This window comes from Nonomuraea longispora (assembly GCF_004348345.1).
GTDB lineage: Bacteria > Actinomycetota > Actinomycetes > Streptosporangiales > Streptosporangiaceae > Nonomuraea > Nonomuraea longispora.
In genome coordinates, this window is sequence record NZ_SMJZ01000198.1 from 1 (window position 1) to 16980 (window position 16980).

The 16980-nt window shown below is 69.1% G+C and carries 18 protein-coding genes; 12 read left to right on the forward strand and 6 right to left on the reverse strand.

Going from position 1 to position 16980, the window contains the following annotated elements; all coding sequences use genetic code 11:
• The 4 genes from E1267_RS44905 to E1267_RS35480 all read left to right on the forward strand — a co-directional run.
• Window positions 1–618, forward strand: a 618-nt coding sequence (locus tag E1267_RS44905) for a hypothetical protein (RefSeq protein ID WP_220449831.1), incomplete at its 5' end; no start/stop codon positions are given.
• Between the two features lie 114 nt (window positions 619–732).
• Entirely contained in the window at window positions 733–1941 is a 1209-nt protein-coding gene (locus E1267_RS35470) for a glycosyltransferase (protein ID WP_132339288.1), read from the forward strand.
• A gap of 3 nt (window positions 1942–1944) precedes the next feature.
• Window positions 1945–2652, forward strand: a complete 708-nt coding sequence (locus E1267_RS35475) for a class I SAM-dependent methyltransferase (RefSeq protein WP_132339290.1) — start codon at window positions 1945–1947, stop codon at window positions 2650–2652.
• An 80-nt stretch (window positions 2653–2732) separates the two neighbouring features.
• On the forward strand, window positions 2733–3410 hold the full coding sequence (locus tag E1267_RS35480; protein WP_132339292.1) for a polysaccharide deacetylase family protein: 678 nt from the start codon (window positions 2733–2735) through the stop codon (window positions 3408–3410).
• Here E1267_RS35480 and E1267_RS35485 read toward each other — a convergent pair.
• Window positions 3407–3826 (reverse strand): winged helix-turn-helix transcriptional regulator, encoded by a 420-nt coding sequence (locus tag E1267_RS35485; RefSeq protein ID WP_132339294.1) that lies wholly within the window; start codon window positions 3824–3826, stop codon window positions 3407–3409. The genes E1267_RS35480 and E1267_RS35485 overlap by 4 nt on opposite strands.
• Before the next feature lie 81 nt (window positions 3827–3907).
• Here E1267_RS35485 and E1267_RS35490 point away from each other — a divergent pair, with 81 nt between their 5' ends.
• The 3 genes from E1267_RS35490 (at window position 3908) to E1267_RS35495 (ending at window position 7471) form a co-directional block, all read left to right on the forward strand.
• The gene (locus E1267_RS35490; RefSeq protein ID WP_165959978.1) at window positions 3908–5311 is read left to right on the forward strand and encodes an MFS transporter; all 1404 of its coding nucleotides are present in this window, start codon (window positions 3908–3910) and stop codon (window positions 5309–5311) included.
• A gap of 124 nt (window positions 5312–5435) precedes the next feature.
• Window positions 5436–6284, forward strand: coding sequence for a hypothetical protein (locus E1267_RS44910; protein WP_165959979.1), 849 nt, complete (start codon window positions 5436–5438; stop codon window positions 6282–6284).
• A complete protein-coding gene (locus E1267_RS35495; protein ID WP_165959980.1) occupies window positions 6281–7471 on the forward strand; it encodes a S8 family serine peptidase in 1191 nt (396 codons plus the stop codon). The genes E1267_RS44910 and E1267_RS35495 overlap by 4 nt, the downstream gene beginning before the upstream one ends.
• A gap of 4 nt (window positions 7472–7475) precedes the next feature.
• On the opposite strand, the gene E1267_RS35500 is transcribed toward E1267_RS35495, so the two are convergent.
• A complete protein-coding gene (locus E1267_RS35500) occupies window positions 7476–8609 on the reverse strand; it encodes a serine hydrolase domain-containing protein (protein WP_132339300.1) in 1134 nt (377 codons plus the stop codon).
• 600 nt (window positions 8610–9209) lie between these two features.
• On the opposite strand from E1267_RS35500, the gene E1267_RS35505 reads away from it, so the two are divergent.
• Both E1267_RS35505 and E1267_RS35510 read left to right on the forward strand, forming a co-directional pair.
• Window positions 9210–9836, forward strand: a complete 627-nt coding sequence (locus E1267_RS35505) for a TetR/AcrR family transcriptional regulator (RefSeq protein WP_132339302.1) — start codon at window positions 9210–9212, stop codon at window positions 9834–9836.
• 95 nt (window positions 9837–9931) lie between these two features.
• Complete coding sequence (locus tag E1267_RS35510) at window positions 9932–10708, forward strand: hypothetical protein (protein WP_132339304.1); 777 nt, start codon at window positions 9932–9934, stop codon at window positions 10706–10708.
• 62 nt (window positions 10709–10770) lie between these two features.
• Here the strand turns inward: E1267_RS35510 and E1267_RS35515 are convergent, their stop codons facing one another.
• Window positions 10771–11835 carry an alkene reductase gene (locus tag E1267_RS35515; protein WP_132339306.1) on the reverse strand — a complete coding sequence of 355 codons (1065 nt, stop codon included), beginning with the start codon at window positions 11833–11835 and terminating at the stop codon, window positions 10771–10773.
• A gap of 137 nt (window positions 11836–11972) precedes the next feature.
• Between E1267_RS35515 and E1267_RS35520 the strand changes: the two genes are divergently transcribed.
• Both E1267_RS35520 and E1267_RS35525 read left to right on the forward strand, forming a co-directional pair.
• Window positions 11973–12437: a MarR family winged helix-turn-helix transcriptional regulator gene (locus tag E1267_RS35520; RefSeq protein ID WP_132339308.1), complete on the forward strand. Its 465-nt coding sequence runs from the start codon at window positions 11973–11975 to the stop codon at window positions 12435–12437.
• Window positions 12438–12518: 81 nt separating this feature from the next.
• The gene (locus E1267_RS35525; RefSeq protein WP_132339310.1) at window positions 12519–12965 is read left to right on the forward strand and encodes a nitroreductase family deazaflavin-dependent oxidoreductase; all 447 of its coding nucleotides are present in this window, start codon (window positions 12519–12521) and stop codon (window positions 12963–12965) included.
• A 63-nt stretch (window positions 12966–13028) separates the two neighbouring features.
• Here the strand turns inward: E1267_RS35525 and E1267_RS35530 are convergent, their stop codons facing one another.
• Together E1267_RS35530 and E1267_RS35535 are read right to left on the reverse strand one after the other, a co-directional pair.
• Window positions 13029–14411: a hypothetical protein gene (locus E1267_RS35530; protein ID WP_132339312.1), complete on the reverse strand. Its 1383-nt coding sequence runs from the start codon at window positions 14409–14411 to the stop codon at window positions 13029–13031.
• A 413-nt stretch (window positions 14412–14824) separates the two neighbouring features.
• Window positions 14825–15388 (reverse strand): TetR family transcriptional regulator, encoded by a 564-nt coding sequence (locus E1267_RS35535; protein ID WP_220449832.1) that lies wholly within the window; start codon window positions 15386–15388, stop codon window positions 14825–14827.
• A gap of 79 nt (window positions 15389–15467) precedes the next feature.
• On the opposite strand from E1267_RS35535, the gene E1267_RS35540 reads away from it, so the two are divergent.
• On the forward strand, window positions 15468–16325 hold the full coding sequence (locus tag E1267_RS35540) for an SDR family NAD(P)-dependent oxidoreductase (RefSeq protein ID WP_132339316.1): 858 nt from the start codon (window positions 15468–15470) through the stop codon (window positions 16323–16325).
• Window positions 16326–16387: 62 nt separating this feature from the next.
• Here the strand turns inward: E1267_RS35540 and E1267_RS35545 are convergent, their stop codons facing one another.
• Window positions 16388–16723 carry a hypothetical protein gene (locus E1267_RS35545; RefSeq protein WP_132339318.1) on the reverse strand — a complete coding sequence of 112 codons (336 nt, stop codon included), beginning with the start codon at window positions 16721–16723 and terminating at the stop codon, window positions 16388–16390.
• Window positions 16724–16980: the final 257 nt, after the last annotated feature.

Genomic DNA, 16980 nt, shown 5'->3' on the forward strand with positions numbered 1-16980 from the left:
AAGGACCTGCAGAAGAAGATCATCGAGGAGCAGACGGCGGTGGCGGTGCCGTACACGATGCTCGCGGCGGCGGCGCTGACGGTGTGGCGGCGGGGGTTCGGGCTGGCGGTGGTGGCGCTGCTCATGGGGTACGCGCTGCCGGAGTCGGCGCGGGACGTGGCCGCGCACGTCTCGCCCGAGGAGGGCGAGCGGACGCGGGAGATCCCCGACGGGGCGATGGAGGCGGGCCGGTGGCTGCGCGACCATTCGTCGCCCGGTGACGTCGTGGCCACCGACCTGCACTGCCGACAGGTCACGGAGTCGGCGTGCGACAGCAGGCACTACTGGGTGGCCGGGTTCACGGAGCGGCGGGTGCTGGTGGAGGGGTGGGCGTACGCCGAGAGCACCCTGTCGCGAACCCCGCTGTTCCGGGCGTCCTACCTCGATGTGCCGTTCGCCGACCCGGTGCGGCTGGCCGCGAACGACGCGGTGTTCCGGCGGCCGACGGCGGAGAATGTCCGGCATCTCGCCCAGAAATATGGCGTCAAATGGCTTTTCACCGATAGGAATCGCAGACTGGAGAGATTCGCCCAGTTGCGCTTCCGGAACGAGAGTTCGTCGGTCTACAGGCTTTTCTGAGGGTAAAGATAATCCCCTTTCCTGGAACGATGAGGAGAAACCGAGCCCGTCCCGCTCGACATCCCCAGCACCATTTTCGTGGAGCCACGGCCACGAGCTACGGATGGGGATTCTATGAACACGCGTGCCGCCCTGGAGCCGCGCCCCCGCCTCGCCGACGACGCCGCCAACCGGCTGGCGTGGGTGGACATCGTCATCCCCGTGCTCAACGAGGAGCGCGCGCTGCCGGGCTGCGTGCGCACGCTGGCCGGGTTCCTCGAAGAACGCTTCCCACTGCCGTGGCGCATCACGATCGTGGACAACGGCAGCACCGACGGCACGTGGGCGCTCGCCACCGCGCTGGCCGGGGAGTTCGACCTGGTGCACGCTCGCCGGCTCGACGTCAGGGGCAGGGGCGCGGCGCTGCGGGCCGCCTGGCGCGACAGCCCTGCCGACATCGTGGCGTACATGGACGTCGATCTGTCCACCGATCTCGACGCCCTGTTCCCGCTGGTGGCGTCGGTGGCCAGCGGGCATTCGGAGATCGCCATCGGCACGCGACTGGCGCACAGCGCGCGCACCCGCCGCTCGCTGCGCCGCGAGATCGTCTCGCGCGCCTACAACGCCCTGCTCAGGTACGGTTTCGGGGTCCGGTTCAGTGACGCCCAGTGCGGGTTCAAGGCGGCCAGGGCCGACGTGGTCCGGCCGCTGATGGACAAGGTCGAGGACGACGCGTGGTTCTTCGACACCGAACTCCTGCTGCTGGCCGAGCACAACGGGCTGCGGGTGCACGAGGTGCCGGTCGACTGGATCGAGGACGCCGACTCGCGCGTGCGCGTGGTGCGGACCGCGATCGACGACCTGAAGGGGCTGGCCAGGGTCGCCTGGTCGATGTCGACGGGCCGGGCCTCGGTCGCGGTGCGGCGGTCGGAGCCGAGGCCGACGCATCCCGACGCGGTGGTCGGCCGGCCCCGGGCGGTGACGTTGGCGAAATTCCTGTCGTTCGCGGCGATAGGCCTCTTCTCCGTCATTCTGTATACGCTGATCTACCTCCCTCTGCGGGATCTGTGGTCGCCGGCCATGACGAATCTCGGCGCGCTCGTCCTCACCGGAATAATCAACATCGAGGCGAACCGCCGATGGACCTTCAGGAAACGCACCACCGTGCATTTCCGAGCGTTTCTACTATTCCTTGTGAACTACGCCATCACCACCGTGGCCGTGCTCAAGGTGCCCCCGGGCTCCGGGCGGCTGACCGAGGTGGGCGTGGTCGCCGCGACGTACTGCCTGCTCACCCTCATCCGCTTCACGGCCCTCGACCGCTGGGTCTTCCCGAGGAAATGATCGATGGAGACGACTGAGATCCGCCGACTGATCGAGCTCGAGGACACCCACTGGTGGTATCGCGAGCGCCGCGCCATCCTGCGCAGGGAACTGCGCGAACTCGACGTACGGCGTCCCCCGTTGAGACGGGCGCTGGACATCGGCGCCGCCGGCGGCGGCAACACCCGGGTGCTGGTCGAGGCCGGCTGGGACGCCACCGCCACCGACTACAGCGAGACGGCGGTCGAACTGGCCAGGGAGCGCGGCCTCAGGGCCGTGCACGCCGACGCCAGGGCGTTGCCGTTCGCGTCGGGCAGCATGGGCCTCGTGACCGCGTTCGACGTGCTGGAGCACATCCGCGAGGACCACCTGGTCACCGAGGAGATCGCCCGGGTGCTGGCGCCCGGCGGGCACACGTTGATCGCGGTGCCGAGCGACATGGCGTTGTGGTCCGCGCACGACCACGCAGTCGGCCACGTACGGCGTTACGGGCGCGAGTCGCTGATCAGCGTGGTCCGCAGGGCCGGGCTGACCATCGACCGGGTGTGGAGCTGGAACGTCCTGCTGCGCCCGCTCGTGCTGCGGCACCGGCGCCGGTCCGCGGGCAGCGACCTGAAGAAGACGCCGTTCCTCGTCAACGCCGGCCTGTCGGCGGTCGTCCGCGCCGAGCGGTATCTGCCGGTGGGCTCGCGCAAGGGCGTGACGTTGTTCCTGCGTGCCCGGCTCGTATGAGGACCTCGTAAGAGGACAGTGTCGGGAACGTGATGTGCGAGCGGCACTTCCGGGAGAGGCATTGGCTCTAGGCTGTCCCTGTGGTGATCACCCCCCTGCTCGCGGCCACGCTGGCCCTGACTTCCACGACCGCTCTCCCGGCTCAGGCCGCCGTCGACTGCAAACGGGTCAAGTGCCTGGCGCTGACTTTCGACGACGGGCCGGGCGCGACCACGCCCGCCGTGCTCAGGACGCTCAAGAAGGCCGGCGCGAAGGCCACCTTCTTCCTGGTGGGCAAGCAGGTGGACAAACGTCCCAAGATCGCCAAGCAGGTGCTGGCGCAGGGGCACGCGATCGGCAACCACACCTACGACCACATCTCGCTGCCGTCCTACCACGACGACCGGATCATCGACGAGCTCAAGCTCACCCAGCACGCGATCCAGAAGGCCACGGGGCACCGGCCCGCGATGTTCCGCCCGCCCTACGGGCACACCGACGAGCGGGTGCTGGCGCTGGCCGGTCAGACGGACCTCGCGCAGGTGTTATGGAGCGGCACGACGCTCGACTGGAAACTGCGTGACCCGAAGAAGATCAAGGCGGCGGTGCTGAGGCTGGCCAAGCGCGACGGCGTGCTGCTGATGCACGACGTGGTCCCGGCCACGGCGAAGGCCATGCCGGGCATCGTCAAGGAGCTGAAGAAGCGGGGCTACCACCTGGTGACGGTGCCGACGCTGCTGCGGGGCAAGAGGCCGGTCGCCGGGGAGAGCTACCCCTAGTCGCTCCGGCGCGCGTCATAACGCTCGCGGGAGGCGGCGACGCAGGCGCTGTGCCGGCGTGACCAGTTGGTGAGCGTCAGCATGGCCTCATAGAGCTCCAGCGCCATGGGCGTGGCGCGATATTCGACCTTGGGCGGCACCGTCGGATAGACGGTGCGCTCCAGCAGCCCGTCGCGCTCCAGGTTGCGCAGCGTGAGGGTGAGCATGCGCCGGCTGATGCCCTCGATGAGCCGCTCCAGCTCCGTGAAGCGCACCGGCCCGCGTGAGGTCACCACGATGACCTGGATGGCCCACTTGCCGGCGATCTTGTCGAGGATCTCGCGCGGCGGGATGGGGCAGACGCCGTGCGCGATCATCGCCTCCGCGTCGTCCAGCGTCCTGAGCTCGGATGGTACAGCGGTGTTCCTCTGGGACATGAAAGTGCCTTCTTCCGGGTTCTTCCATAGTCACACATCATGGCCACTGTTACAGATCGTGTCCTTAGAAAGTTGGCCGTGATGAACAGATGGGCCGCATTCTCGTTGCTGGCCACCACCCAGTTCGTGCTGATCCTCGACTCGACCATCGTGAGCATCGCGATGCCGCCCATGGGGCGGGAGCTGGGCATGACGGCACAGGACCTGTCGTGGACGACTACGGCGTACGCGCTGGTGTTCGGCGGGCTGCTGCTGCTCGGCGGGCGGTTGTCCGACTACGTGGGCAGGCGGCGGATCTTCATCGCCGGGATGGTGTTGTTCGCGCTGGTGTCCCTGGTCGGAGGCGTGGCCTCGTCGGGTGGGGTGCTGATCGCCGTACGCGCCGCACAGGGTCTGGCCGGCGCCCTGGTCGCGCCCGCGGGGATGTCGCTCGTGATGGCGTTGTTCAAGGGCGACCCCGCGCTCAACAAGGCGATGGGCCTGTGGGGCGCGGTCGGAGGCATGGGCGCCTCGGTGGGCACGGTGCTCGGCGGGCTGCTCACCGACTGGTTCGGCTGGCGGTCGGTGTTCCTGGTGAACACGCCGATCGGGCTGGTCGTGGCCGGGCTCGCGCTCGTGCTGCTGCCCGCCGTACGCGCCGAGAAGCCCGTACGCGGCTTCGACCTGGCCGGCGCGATCACCTCCACCGCTGGGCTGGGCCTGCTCATCTACGCCCTGACGGGCGCCGCGGAGGCAGGCTGGGCCTCGGCCAGGACGCTCGGCCTCGGCGCTCTGGCGGTCGTCCTCATCGTCGCGTTCCTCGCCATCGAGCGGCGCTCGGCGAACCCCCTCGTCCCCTTGAACGTCTTCCGCAGGCGCACGCTCCGCGCGGGCAACGCCGTGATGTTCCTGGTGGCGGCGGCGATGCAGCCGGTGGCCTTCCTGCTGGCCCTCTACACCCAGATCGTGCTCGGCTACAGCCCCACCCAGTCGGGGCTGGCGACGGTGGCCATTCCCGTGACGATCGCGCTGACCGCCTCGTTCCTCGGGGGGCGCGTGCTCACCCGGTACGGCCTGCGCACGACGGCCGCCGCGGGCCTGGTCTTCATCATGATGGGCGCGGCCCTCTACCTGCGGATCGACGTGCGCAGCGACTACGTGCCCATCCTGCTGGGGCCCGAAGTGCTGACGGGCTTCGGCTTCGGTCTCCTCGTGGGCGCGGCCACCGTCGCCGCCACGTCGGAGGCGTCGCCGTCGGAGTCGGGGATGGTGTCGGGGTTGTTCAACGTGACCACGCAGGTGGGCATCTCGGTCGGCATCGCGGGGCTGGTGACCGTCGCCGCCGCCGTGTCGGGCGGCTCGACCGCGCCGGAGGCGCTCGTCGCGGGGTATCGGGCGGCGTTCCTCGGCTCGACCGTGCTGGCGGCCCTGGCTCTGGTGGCCGCGCTGGCGCTGCTGCCCCGCCGCGAGGAGCCGGCGCGGGAGGACCAGCCGGTCCCGGTGTGAATTGCTCACTGTGTGAAGAATGTGGCTAAAGTGCCATGTGCACGTCAAGCGATCGGGGGACGCAACGTTGCCGAACTGACCGTACCCGCGCCCCTGGTCGCGAAGCCACGCGACAGGAGCCACCATGGGCTACCCGCCAGGCGGGCAACAGCCGCCACCACCTGGATACCGGCAGCCGCCGTACCACCATCACCAGCAGCAGCCGTGGACAGGTGCGCCGCCCCCGCCCGGCCCGCGGCGGCGCAGTCCCGGGCCGGTCCGGATCATCCTCGGCGTGCTCATCTCCCTCTTCGGGTTGCTGTGCACGCTCGCGGGCGCCGGGGTCATCGCCCAGGCGTTCTCCAACAGCAACCAGGAGATCTTCAACCAGCGGTACGCGAAGAACCTGTGGCGCAACCTGCCGGTCGAGACGCTGTTCCCCCCGGCGATCGGCATGCGCGACCCGGACCTGCGCGGCGAGAAGCAGGACGGAGGCGGGGGCTGGACGCGGGCCGCGGTCTCGCCCGAGACCTCCTGCGGCAAGGCGCTGGCCGGCCTGCTCGCCGAGGAGGCGAAGAAGCGGGGATGCCAGACGGTGCTCCGCGCCACCTACGTCGACGGCACGGGAGGGACCGCCGCCACCATCGCCATCGTCGTGTTCCCGGCGGACGACTCCGGCAACGACCTGGACGCCATCCTGTACGAGGCCCAGCGCGAGAAGCGCGACTACGGCGTACGGGCCCTGCCGGCGAAAGGCGTCTCGTGGACGGACGGAGCGCGGGCCGGGAGCGGCGCCGCCTCGACCGCGACACTCTTCGTCGCGGTGACCTCAGGACCGGCCGACGGGCGTCGCGCCGGCAAGCTTCCGCAGCCGTGGGGCAGGCGCGAGAGCGATCAGCGCATCGACCGCGCCCCCTGGGGCGAGATAGCCGATGGCCTCGCCGAGAGCGCCACCGCCCACCTGAACGACCAGATCCGGAAGGCGAGACCGTGATCCGCAGGACGACCGTCGCAGCCCTCCTGACCGTTCCGATGCTGTTCTCGGCGGCCGTGCCGGCCCACGCCGCCGCGCCGGCCGGCTGGGAGCTCAACGCCATGGACGTGCCGGAGGCCCACCGGACCAGCCAGGGCGAGAACGTCACGGTCGCGGTGCTCGACACCGGCGTGGTGACCAGCCATCCGTCGTTCAGAGGACGGGTCACCTCGGGGCCCGACTTCATCCGCTTCGGCGCCAAGAAAGGCGAACCGCACTGGGGCGAGCACGGCACCTCGATGGCCTCCAACGTGTTGTCCGTCGCTCCCAAGGCCCGCGTGCTGTCCCTGCGCGTCATCCTCGACCACGAGGACCCCGGCAGGGAACGCATCGAGGAGCAGTGGGAGAAGTGGCGCAAGGGCGGCACGTTCGACAAGGAGCTCCTGCCGATGCAGACGTCGGTGTCCCGAGCCGTCCGCTACGCGGTCGACAAGGGCGCAAAGGTCATCTCGATGTCCCTGGGCACCGACGAATGGGCGGGCTTCAACGACTACCTCGACGACGTCGCCGCGGCGGTCGACTACGCCACGGGCAAGGGCGTCGTCGTGCTCGCCTCCTCAGGAAACGGCGGATCCACCGACCGCCTCGCCACCGACGCCAACAACGTGGTGTCCTACCCCGCCGGGTACGCCGGGGTGCTCGGCGTGGCCGCCGTCAGCCCGCAGGGGCGGCGCGCGGAGTTCTCCCAGGTGCACACGTACAACACGATCGCCGCGCCGGGTGTCGACATCCGCAGCGCCGCCAACGACGGCGGATACCGGATGATCAAGGGCACCTCACCGGCGTGCGCCCTGGCGGCGGGCGCGGTGGCGCTGATGTTGTCGCGCAATCCCGAGCTGAGCCCACGGCAGGTACGCGACATCCTGGTACGCACCGCCACGAAGCCCCGCAACGGCTACACCCTGTTCCTCGGGCACGGCATGGTCAACGCGGACCGTGCGGTACGGGCGGCGGCCACGACCAAGGGCGCCGAGGCGAAGGCGGCAGCCTACGAAGGAGAGAAACACTTCGGTGACGGGCCGGCCGACTCGCCCGTCGCCCACCCGCCGCTCGACCAGGAATACCTGGTCATCGGAGGCGTGGGCATAGGGATCGGGCTGCTGTGCTTCGCCGGCACCTTCCTCCTGGTACGGCGGCGGCGCGCCTGACCCCCTAGGTCTCGGGACAGAGGACGGCTTCGGCCGCCTTCTTCACCAGCGGGTCGATGGCGGGATTGGTGTTGGCAGTGCCCAGTGTGGCGGACAGGACGAACTGCACGCGGCCATCAGGTGAGTTGTAGGTGAGTGCGCTGAACCCGGACGAGCCGCCCTTGACAAGTCCGTACTCGCCGCACACGCGCGGATCGGCAGGCTTGTCTCCCGGCGGGGGCTCCGGAGCGGGGCGACCGGCGTTCAGCGCCTCCTTCTCCCGCTTGGTGAGGATCTTGTCCCTGGCGAAGGCGCGGTGGAAGTCGCCGAGGTCGTCGGTGGTGGAGATGACGCCCCCGGCGGCGTAGCCGTAGCTCATGTTGAGGCGGTCGACGTCGTGGAGCTTGCCGTTCTTGTCGGGGTGGTAACCGTGCCCGTGCGGGCCCTTGATGCCGCCGGGCCACTTGGTGGGCAGGTAGGTGTCGTCCATGTGGAGAGGATCGAAGATCCGCCGCTCGAACTCCCGGGACACGGAGTGGCGGGTGAGGTCCTCGATGATCAGCCCGAGGAGCATGTAGTTGGTGTTGGAGTAGGAGAATTTCTCCCCCGGCTCCTGCGTCCGCTCCACCGTGCGCGACTTCTTCACCAGTTCCAGCGGCGGGTAGTAGGTGTCGAAGTCGAAGGCGTCGACGAGCTGCGGCGTGTACCAGTTGGGGATGCCCGAGGTGTGGTGGATCATCTGCTCCACGGTGATCTCGTCGGCCCGCTCCACCAGGTCCTTCTCCACGACGACCGGCAGCAGGTCGCTGAGCTTGTCGTCCAGCGAGAGCTTGCCCTCGGTGACCAGCTTCATGATGACGACCTGGGTCATCAGCTTGGTCTGTGAGCCGACCCTGAAGCGGGCGCCCGCGGGGATCCTGCCGCCCTTGCCGTTCAGCAGGCGGGTGCCCGCCGAGCCCTTGCCGGCCTTCCTGCCGTCGACGTAGACCGCGCCGATCGCGCCGACGATCTCCTTGTTCTTCGCCAGTTGCGACAGGGCCTTCTGGACGTCTCCCAGCCGGGGCCGGTCCACGGCGGCCGCGGCGGCGGGTGCTGCGACCCCCAACGTCAGCATCGCGCAGGCCAACCCGGCCAGACTTTTCACTGTCGCACGATTCACGATGTTTCCTTTCGATGGGCCCGTCACTGTGCGGGGCAGAGCAGTGATTCCGCGGCCTGCCGCACCTTCTCCGGCAGGTCGCCGGTCTCGGTGTTGGGAACTTCAGGGTGACGTTCACGCCGGGTTGCGTTTCACGATGTCTCCTTCAGATCGCGCGGTCCGGTGGTGAGAGGTCACCCGGGGTGGCGCACGACTGCCGGGGCCGGGTCGAGCCCGGCCCCGGCGGGCGCCAGCTTCCCTCGCCGTCCTTTATGGCGCAGTGGCTGTTTCCTCCCTGTTACCTGTCAGACGATCGCTGCGCACACGTGTACGTCTGGAGTCTCCGTGAAAGCCCGCGTCGCCGCCGCAACCGTTGCCCTGACGTTGCTCGCGGAATGCGCGGGAGACCCGCCTCCGGCGCGGCAGGTGCACGCGCGCAAGGGGCTCTGCGAATCCGGGGACTCGACGTGCCCTTCAGGGTCGAGGTCGTCGGAGTCGAACGGCAGGCCGAGCACACCCGGCTCCGGCTCGCCATCAGCCTCGACGGCGCCGTACGGCACCTTCCCCGATGTGCCCGTCAAGTCGTAGTCTGCTTCTAGAGTTCGGCTAGCCTTGCTTCCCGTGAACGAGGGCAGGAAGCCGAACAAGAAGGCGCAGAAGTCCGCCGAGACCCGGCGCCGGATCCTCGCGGCCGCCGGGGAGCTGTTCGTGGCGCAGGGCTACGGCGCGACCATGCTGCAGCAGATCGCCGACAGGGCGGGCGTGGCGGTGCAGACCGTCTACTTCGTGTTCGGCAACAAACGCCGCCTGCTCAAGGAGCTCGTCGACGTCACGATCGCGGGCGACGACCGTCCCGTGGCGACCCTCGACCGGCCGTGGTTCCGCGAGTCGCTGGACGCCGCCACCGCTCAGGACCACCTGCGGTTGCACGTCGCGGGCACCCGGGCCGTGCTGGAACGGGTGGCTCCGATCACCAAGGTGCTGGAGATCGCCGTGGCCACCGACCCGGAGATCGCCGACATGTGGCCCGACGAACGGGATCCGCGCTACACGGTGACACGGACCGCCGCGGACAGCCTGATGGCCAAGCCGGGAGCGCGTCCGGGCGTCCCCGACGCCGCCGACCTGCTGTACGGCGTGCTCAGCCCCGACCTCTACCTGGTGTTCGTCCGCGACCGCGGCTGGACACCCGAACGGTTCGAGCGCTGGGCCCACGACACCCTGCGCGCCCAGCTCTGCACGGACTGATCGGACGTACCACCGCTGCCACTACGCTGGTGCGTACTTGATCTTGGCTCGACGCCCGGCGCCACGGGCCTTCCGCAATGACGAGGTGCTGCATCGTGGTCACGCACGACACGTTCCCAAGGCCGGGCTCCGCGCCTCGCGAGCGTTTCGACCAGGCCCTCGGCCGGTTGAAGGACGAGGGCTGGCAGATCGTCGACGCGGGGCGGTTCGCGGCCGACACCGGGACGAGCGGCCTGCTGAGCCTGCCCGCCGACCTGGCCGAGCATTTCGCCCCCGGCGGCGCGCTCGTCAAGGACGTCGCGATCTCCTGGCGCGGCGGGCTGACGTCGCGGATTCAGTCGGTGTTCGCGCGGGAGGCTCTCGTACTCTCCGTTCCCGGCCAGGCGGAGCAGGACGACGACCTCGACGCGCTGCTGGACCTGGACGCCGACGAGCTGGGCAGGAAGGCGGACGAGGCGATGGAGGAGCTCTTCGCCGTGGTGCACGGGCTGAACAGCCCGCAGGAGGGGTTCGTCACCTGCCTGGCGGGCGACGAGGTCTCCTCTGATCTGTGCCGCATCGTACGCGCCTTCGACCGGCTCGCCGAGCACGGCTACTTCGCCGAACCGGACCTCTGGCCGACCGTCTCCGGAGCCTGGCAGCACGTCCACGAGGCCGGGGCGTTGGCCAGGGCCGTGTTCTGGACCACCCAGGCGCACACGTCCTGCTTCGACCCCCGGGGCGACCTGGTCGACCAGCTCACGCTGCAGTGGGCCGGTGACCGCGATCTGATCGCGGAGCTCCTGCGCTCCACCGGGCTCGCGGTGCAGGCGCCGGAGGACGAGAACACCGTCTTCCTCCTCCTGCCCGGCCCGCAGGACCGCGCACGTTGAGGTCTCAGGGTCTGGCCCGCCCTCGTCTCCGGCTCACGTGAGCGTGGACGACGGAGCCCGGGTCACGCGGGAAGGGCCGGGTAGTCGGTGTAGCCTGCGGCGTCGCCGCCGTAGAAGGTGGCCGGGTCCGGGGTGTTGAAGGCGGCGCCGGTCGCGAGGCGGCGGGGCAGGTCGGGGTTGGCGAGGAAGAGCCGTCCGAACGCGACCAGGTCAGCGGTCCCGTCGTGGATCAGTGCGAGGTCCGGAGGTCCGGTCGGACGGGTGCCGGTGTACGGGTTGAGGATGAGGGCGCCGGGGAAACGCCGTCGCAAGGTGCGCGTCAGCTCCCGGTCCGTGGCCTCCATGATGTGCAGATAAGCCAGGCTCGTTGTGGCTGCCCGCTGGACGAGCGCCTCGTAGACGGGACGTGGGTCGGGTTCGTGGATGTCGTTGCTCGTCGTGCCGGGTGACAGGCGCAGGCCGGTACGATCACCGCCGATCGCGGCTGTGACCGCCTCGACGACCTCCGCGGCGAACCGGATGCGCCCCGAGACCGACCCGCCCCAGCCGTCGGTGCGCCGGTTGGTGTTGGGAGCGAGAAACTGCTGGATCAGGTAGCCGTTGGCGCCGTGCAACTCCACCCCGTCGAATCCCGCCTCGATCGCGTTGCGGGCGGCGTTCGCATGGTCGGCGATGGTCTGCTCGATCTCCGATCCGGTCAGTTCGCTTGGCGTGACGAAGTCCTTCATGCCGTACGGGGTGTACAAGTGTCCCCGCGCGGCGACCGGCGACGGCGCTTTGGGGACCAGGCCGTCTGGCAGCAGGACGGGGTGACCGATCCGGCCGGTGTGCAGGAGCTGGGCGAAGATCTTCCCACCCTCGGCATGTACCGCGTCGACGACCTTGCGCCAGGCGGCGACCTGCTCGGCGGAGTGCAGACCGGGCGTGGACGGGTATCCCTGGCCTGTCACCGACGGTTGGATGCCCTCCGTGATGATCAGCCCGGCGGAGGCACGCTGGGCGTAGTACTGTGCCGTCAGCTCCGACACCAGCCCGTCGCGGGCGCGACTGCGGGTCATCGGTGCCATGACAACACGGTTGGCGAGGTGCGTGCCCCCGACGGTGATCGGGTCGAATGCGCTGGTCATGACTGCCTTTCCCACTGTGCGACGCCACGAGGCCGCAGGTGCGCGCGGCTCGCACAGCCACGGCGGCGCTCGCTGTCACATAGAGTTAGTTATACGCATAATGTTATGCGCATAATGATTCTGTCAAGGAGAGCCCCGTGGACTTCGAGCGAGCCGACGCCCTCAACCAGGCCATCCGCCACCTGACCCTGCGCCACCGAGCCAGGGCCGCGGCGCTACTGGCCCCACTCGACCTGCATCCCGGACAGGAGGTGCTCCTGCTGGAGCTCGCCCGCACCGGGCCGATGATCCAGGCCAAGCTCAGCGAGGCACTCGGCTGCGAGCCGCCCAGCGTCACGCTCATGGCACGCAAGCTCGAAGCCGCCGGCCACATCCGCCGCAAGCCCGCGCCATCGGACAGGCGGGCCAGCGTCGTCGAACTCACCGACAGCGGCACGGCCCTCGCCGGCCGGATCAAGCAGCTGTGGTCCACCCTGGCGGAGGAGACCGTGACCGGCCTGCCCGCCGAGACCGTGGCCGCGCTCCCCGGCATCCTCATGACCATCGCCGACAACCTCGACACCAGACGCCCCCACCAGCACTCGCAGCACCCGCCCGCATGACCCGGCCGCCCGGCGCGGCGTTGCACCCGAGTTAGTTATGCACATAATGTTATCCGCATAACTAACTCGGAGGAGCACATCATGACAGTGAGTGGCGACTACGAACCGAGCGCGCTGGACTTCGTACGCGAGCACGTCGAGCAGATCATGCGCACAGGCACGACCGACGGCGTCACCATGAAGGACCGCCCCACCGTGCTCCTGACGTATCGAGGCGCCAAGACCGGCAAAGTACGCAAGACACTCGTCATGCGTGTCGAGCACAAGGGACACTACGCCGCCGTCGCCTCCAAGGCGGGCATGGCGACCAACCCACACTGGTACGCCAGCGTGCTCGCCGACCCCGTCATCGAGCTTCAGGACGGCGCGGTGACCCGGCAGTTCAAGGCGCGCGAAGTGTTCGGCAGCGAGAAACAGCTCTGGTGGCGACGGGCGGTGGACGCGTTCCCGGACTATGCCGACTACCAGCGCAAGACCGACCGCCAGATCCCGGTCCTCGTGCTCGAACCGGTCAGCCCCGCACCATGAACCGACGGTCCGGCTCTCCGGGCACGGGTGCCGCCCGCTCAGCCCGGCTCGGTGCGTCCGTGACTATCCGGCGGCGTACATCGTGGCGATCCGCGCGCCGAGATCGGCACCGTAGTTCTGGTGGTAGACCTGGGCGGAGCAGTAGACCGGGCCCCCTTGCCGGGCCAGGCCGGCGGTCCAGGTGACGGCGTTCTCCACGCCCGGGTCGCTCAACTGCAGGCCCGTGACCACGATGTCGTCAACGCTGACGTCGGTGAAGTAGCTGGTCACACCCTTGCGCTCGTACAGCCGCCACTCCAGCTTCACGCTGTTCGCCCCGGCCAGTTCGGCCGTCAGGTCGACCGTGGCCCTCTGCCACGCGTGGTCGTTGGCGGCGACGTCCTGTTGCCAGACCACCTTGCCGTTGAGAAGGAGCTGCTTCACGTGGTAGCCGGCCGGGCTGTCAGGGCCCCGGTCGTCCCCGTGCCAGAAGCTCACGCCGTACGTGCCGGCACCGGGCGTGAGCTGCGCCTGACGGCTTGCACCGCACCACATCCCCGCCTTGGTGACGGTCTTCGTCTGAACGACGAAGCTCAGCCGTCCGTTGCCGGTGCGGGCGAGGTTGTCGCTCGCGGGCCGGGTCCACCCGGTGTCGCGGGACACGAAGGGGAGCTTGTACTGCAGGACCCCGGACAGTTCCCCCGTGCGGACGTGCTCAAGGCCCTTCTTGGTGACGGCCTCGACGTAGGCGACCGTCGGTTTCTGGGCCGCGTGGCTCAGCGGGTGGGCGTACGGCATCAGGTAGACGTCCGTGCCGGGAAGGCGCTGCGCGAGGTGCTTGACCTGGTACGACAGGTTCCATGTCCAGGACGTGTCCCGGTGCGGCTCGTCCCTGAAGGGGAAGATCACTCCCTCCAGCAACGGGATCTGCTCGGCGATGAACGCGTCGGTGAACTGGCTGTAGTAGACCGTGGGGACGAACGTCAACGACGGGTTGATCGCCCTGGCGACCGTGCGCATCTGCTTGACGTACCCGGGCGTGAACGTCTTGAGGTCGTAGGCGTAGTCGTCCACGGTCCAGCCGATCAGGTTCGGGTGGGTCCTGGAGAGCGTGGCGATCTCGCGCGCCCATGCCACGTAGTCGTGCTTGTACGGCCGGGAGACGCAACAGCCCGCCTGGCTCGGCGAGTACACCAGCACCCAGACGTTGATCCCGGCGGCGGCCGCGGCCGGGAGGAACTCGTTACGCAGGTCCTCCCAGTGCACGTTGTCGCCGGCCATCGGAAAGACGTAGGTGTTGGCCTTGATGGCCTTCAACCCCGCGATCATCAGCTCGGTGTCGACGTGCCTGATCCCGTCGGCCCGCGGCTCCGTTTCCCGTATGAGGTTCCCTGCGGTCCCCAATGCGCCGGGGGCCTGCGCGTGGGTCACACCGGGGAGCATCGACACCATCAACGCGACGACCATGACAAGCACAGAACGGGACACCGGGTTCCCTTCAGCAAGATCCGTGGACGAACGCGGTCAGCATAGAAGTCCCCGGTATAGCGCCGGTATGACGCCGGACCCGCCCCTCGAGAGATGTCCTTGACCGGCCCGGCCGTTCATGAGTTTCTCCCACAACTCCTCGGCCTTGCCGAGCGTCGTCGGACGGCACCTCCCAATCGACGGTTTCGGCGTCAGGCACAGGAGGGAAGACGTGCCGGCCGTGGAAGATCAATCCAGCGCGCTTTGCCGTAACGCACGGAGTTTGAATGACAGCGCAGCCCGTCAGCCCGCCAGCGCCGCCTCGGTCGGCAGGAGCCGACGAAGGAACTCGACGACGTCGCCGTTGATCCGCTCCACCTGAGACTCGCCGCGCGCATGTTCGGTCTTGAGGTTCAGGTGAGGAATGCCGGGCGGAGCATGGTGAAGGCTGTGTCGACCAGGGTGAGGCGGTCGACGGTGCCGCCGGTGCGCAGCCATTCGCGGGCCACCGCGTCGAGGGCCGCGCCCGCCGCTGCCGCCGCCAGATCCGCCTCCAGCGGCGGCATCCCGCGGTCGGCCAGGGCGATGACGATGCGGGTGCGGGCCTCGTCGCGCTTCTGCAGGAGCCTGGTGCGCAGCGCGGGCGTGGACTCGATGAGCCGCATCGCGTCGACCTGGGCGTTGATGCGCGCCTCCCAGCCGCGAAGCACCGTGTGCAGGCACTCCCACGGCTGTTCCTGCGGTGGGCGGGTGGCGATCTCGTGCGCGACCTGCTCGCCCATCACCTCGATCTCGCCGAACACGACGTCTTCCTTGGTGGGGAAATAGCGGAAGAAGCTGCGTTTCGACATGCCGGCGGCCCTGGCGATGTCGCCGACGGTCGTCTCGTCGAAGCCACGCTCGGCGAACAGATCGAGCGCCCGTCCGGCCAGTTCGGCGCGTACGGCGCGTCTGGTGCGATCCCGCAGACCTTCCACGTCCGCCATCCTACACCGATTGCCATATGTGACACTCGGTGTCATATTTGGTTCATTGCTCTGAAGGGTGGTGGATCTCATGGACGGCAAGACTGTCCTCGTCACCGGCGGCACCGGTGGCATAGGCAAGGAGACCGCGCGCGGGCTGGCCGCCCGCGGCGCCCGGGTGATCCTCGTCGGTCGCGATCCCGTACGCGCGCAGCGGGCAGCGGACGAGCTCGGCGCGGGTAACGGCCGGGTCGAGGCCATCGCCGCCGACGTGACCCGGCAACGCGACCTCGCCAGGCTCGCCGCCCAGGTCGCCGAACGGTGCGACCGGCTCGACGTACTGATCAACAACGTCGGTACGCACCCGCCGCGCCGCACCCTCACAGAGGACGGTGTGGAGAGCACCTTCGCCGCCCATGTGCTCACGCCGTTCACGCTCACCCGACTCCTGCTGCCCCTGCTCGGCGGCCGGGTCGTCAACATCACGGGAGGCATCCCCGGTGGCCGGATCGAGCTGGACAACCTACAGGCGGAGCGGCGTTACCTGGGGTGGACGTTCAGCCAGTACAACCACACCAAGACGATGCTGATGGCGATGAGCCTGCGCTTCGCCGAGCAGGTGACCGGCAGCGGCGTCACGGTCAACGTCGCCTACCCCGGCCACGGCCACACGCCGATGAACCAGGCGATGACGGTGGCCGGCTTTCCCTACGTGTACCGTCCGATCGTGCCGCTGCTACGGGCCCTGACCCCGCGGCTCTTCGGCGACCTGAGCAAGCCGTCCCGCTCCAGCGTGTACCTCGCCTCCAGCGGTGACGTGGAAGGCGTGACGGGGACGTACTTCACTATGAACTGCCGACCCGCCCCCTGGCCGGCCAGCGTTCTCGACCGGCGCAACCAGGACACGGTCTGGGCCCTGTGCGAGGACCTGACCAGGGAAACGGTATGACATCCCCCGACCCCCGGCAGCCGCACCGCCGGCCATGACGCGGCTGCCGGGTCGTCAGGACGTCATCCGGTGAAGCGGATGGTGGCGCCCTTGCCGGTGATGGCCAGCACGCGGAACGAGAGGGCGTTCTTGCCGTTGATGCGCATGTTGCCCCGGGCGTTTTCGCCCAGGGAGGCCGTCGAGCCGGGACCCCGTACCACGACCATGTCCTGGTCGAAGATGCCGCCGACGTGCTCCTTGGAGACGTACACCCTGGAGAAGCCGTAACGCTTCTTGGAGATGCGGAAGCTCACGGCCTTCGAGAAGGTGAACTTGCACTTCCCGTCGTAGCAGCTGCGATAGCTGGGCTTGGCCGAGGCGGCGGCGGGGGCGGCGGCCACGGCGGGCGTCACGACCATGGCGCACGCGAGGGTAAAGGCGGAAATGGCCTTCCTGTGCACGGTCTTCCCTTTCATCCGATCAACGGGGGCACAATCTTTCTATCGCGTATCCGGCGGGAGGGGTCCCGGCGCCGCCGGGGGACACTGGCACCCGACGTCCGAGTGAGCAAGGGAGCAGAGATGCCAGGGGCACGGACCGGAAGGACGGCGCTGGTGACCGCGGCGGCCGTACTGCTCGCCGGCTGCGGCTCCGCGCCGGAGGACGCGGCCTCGCC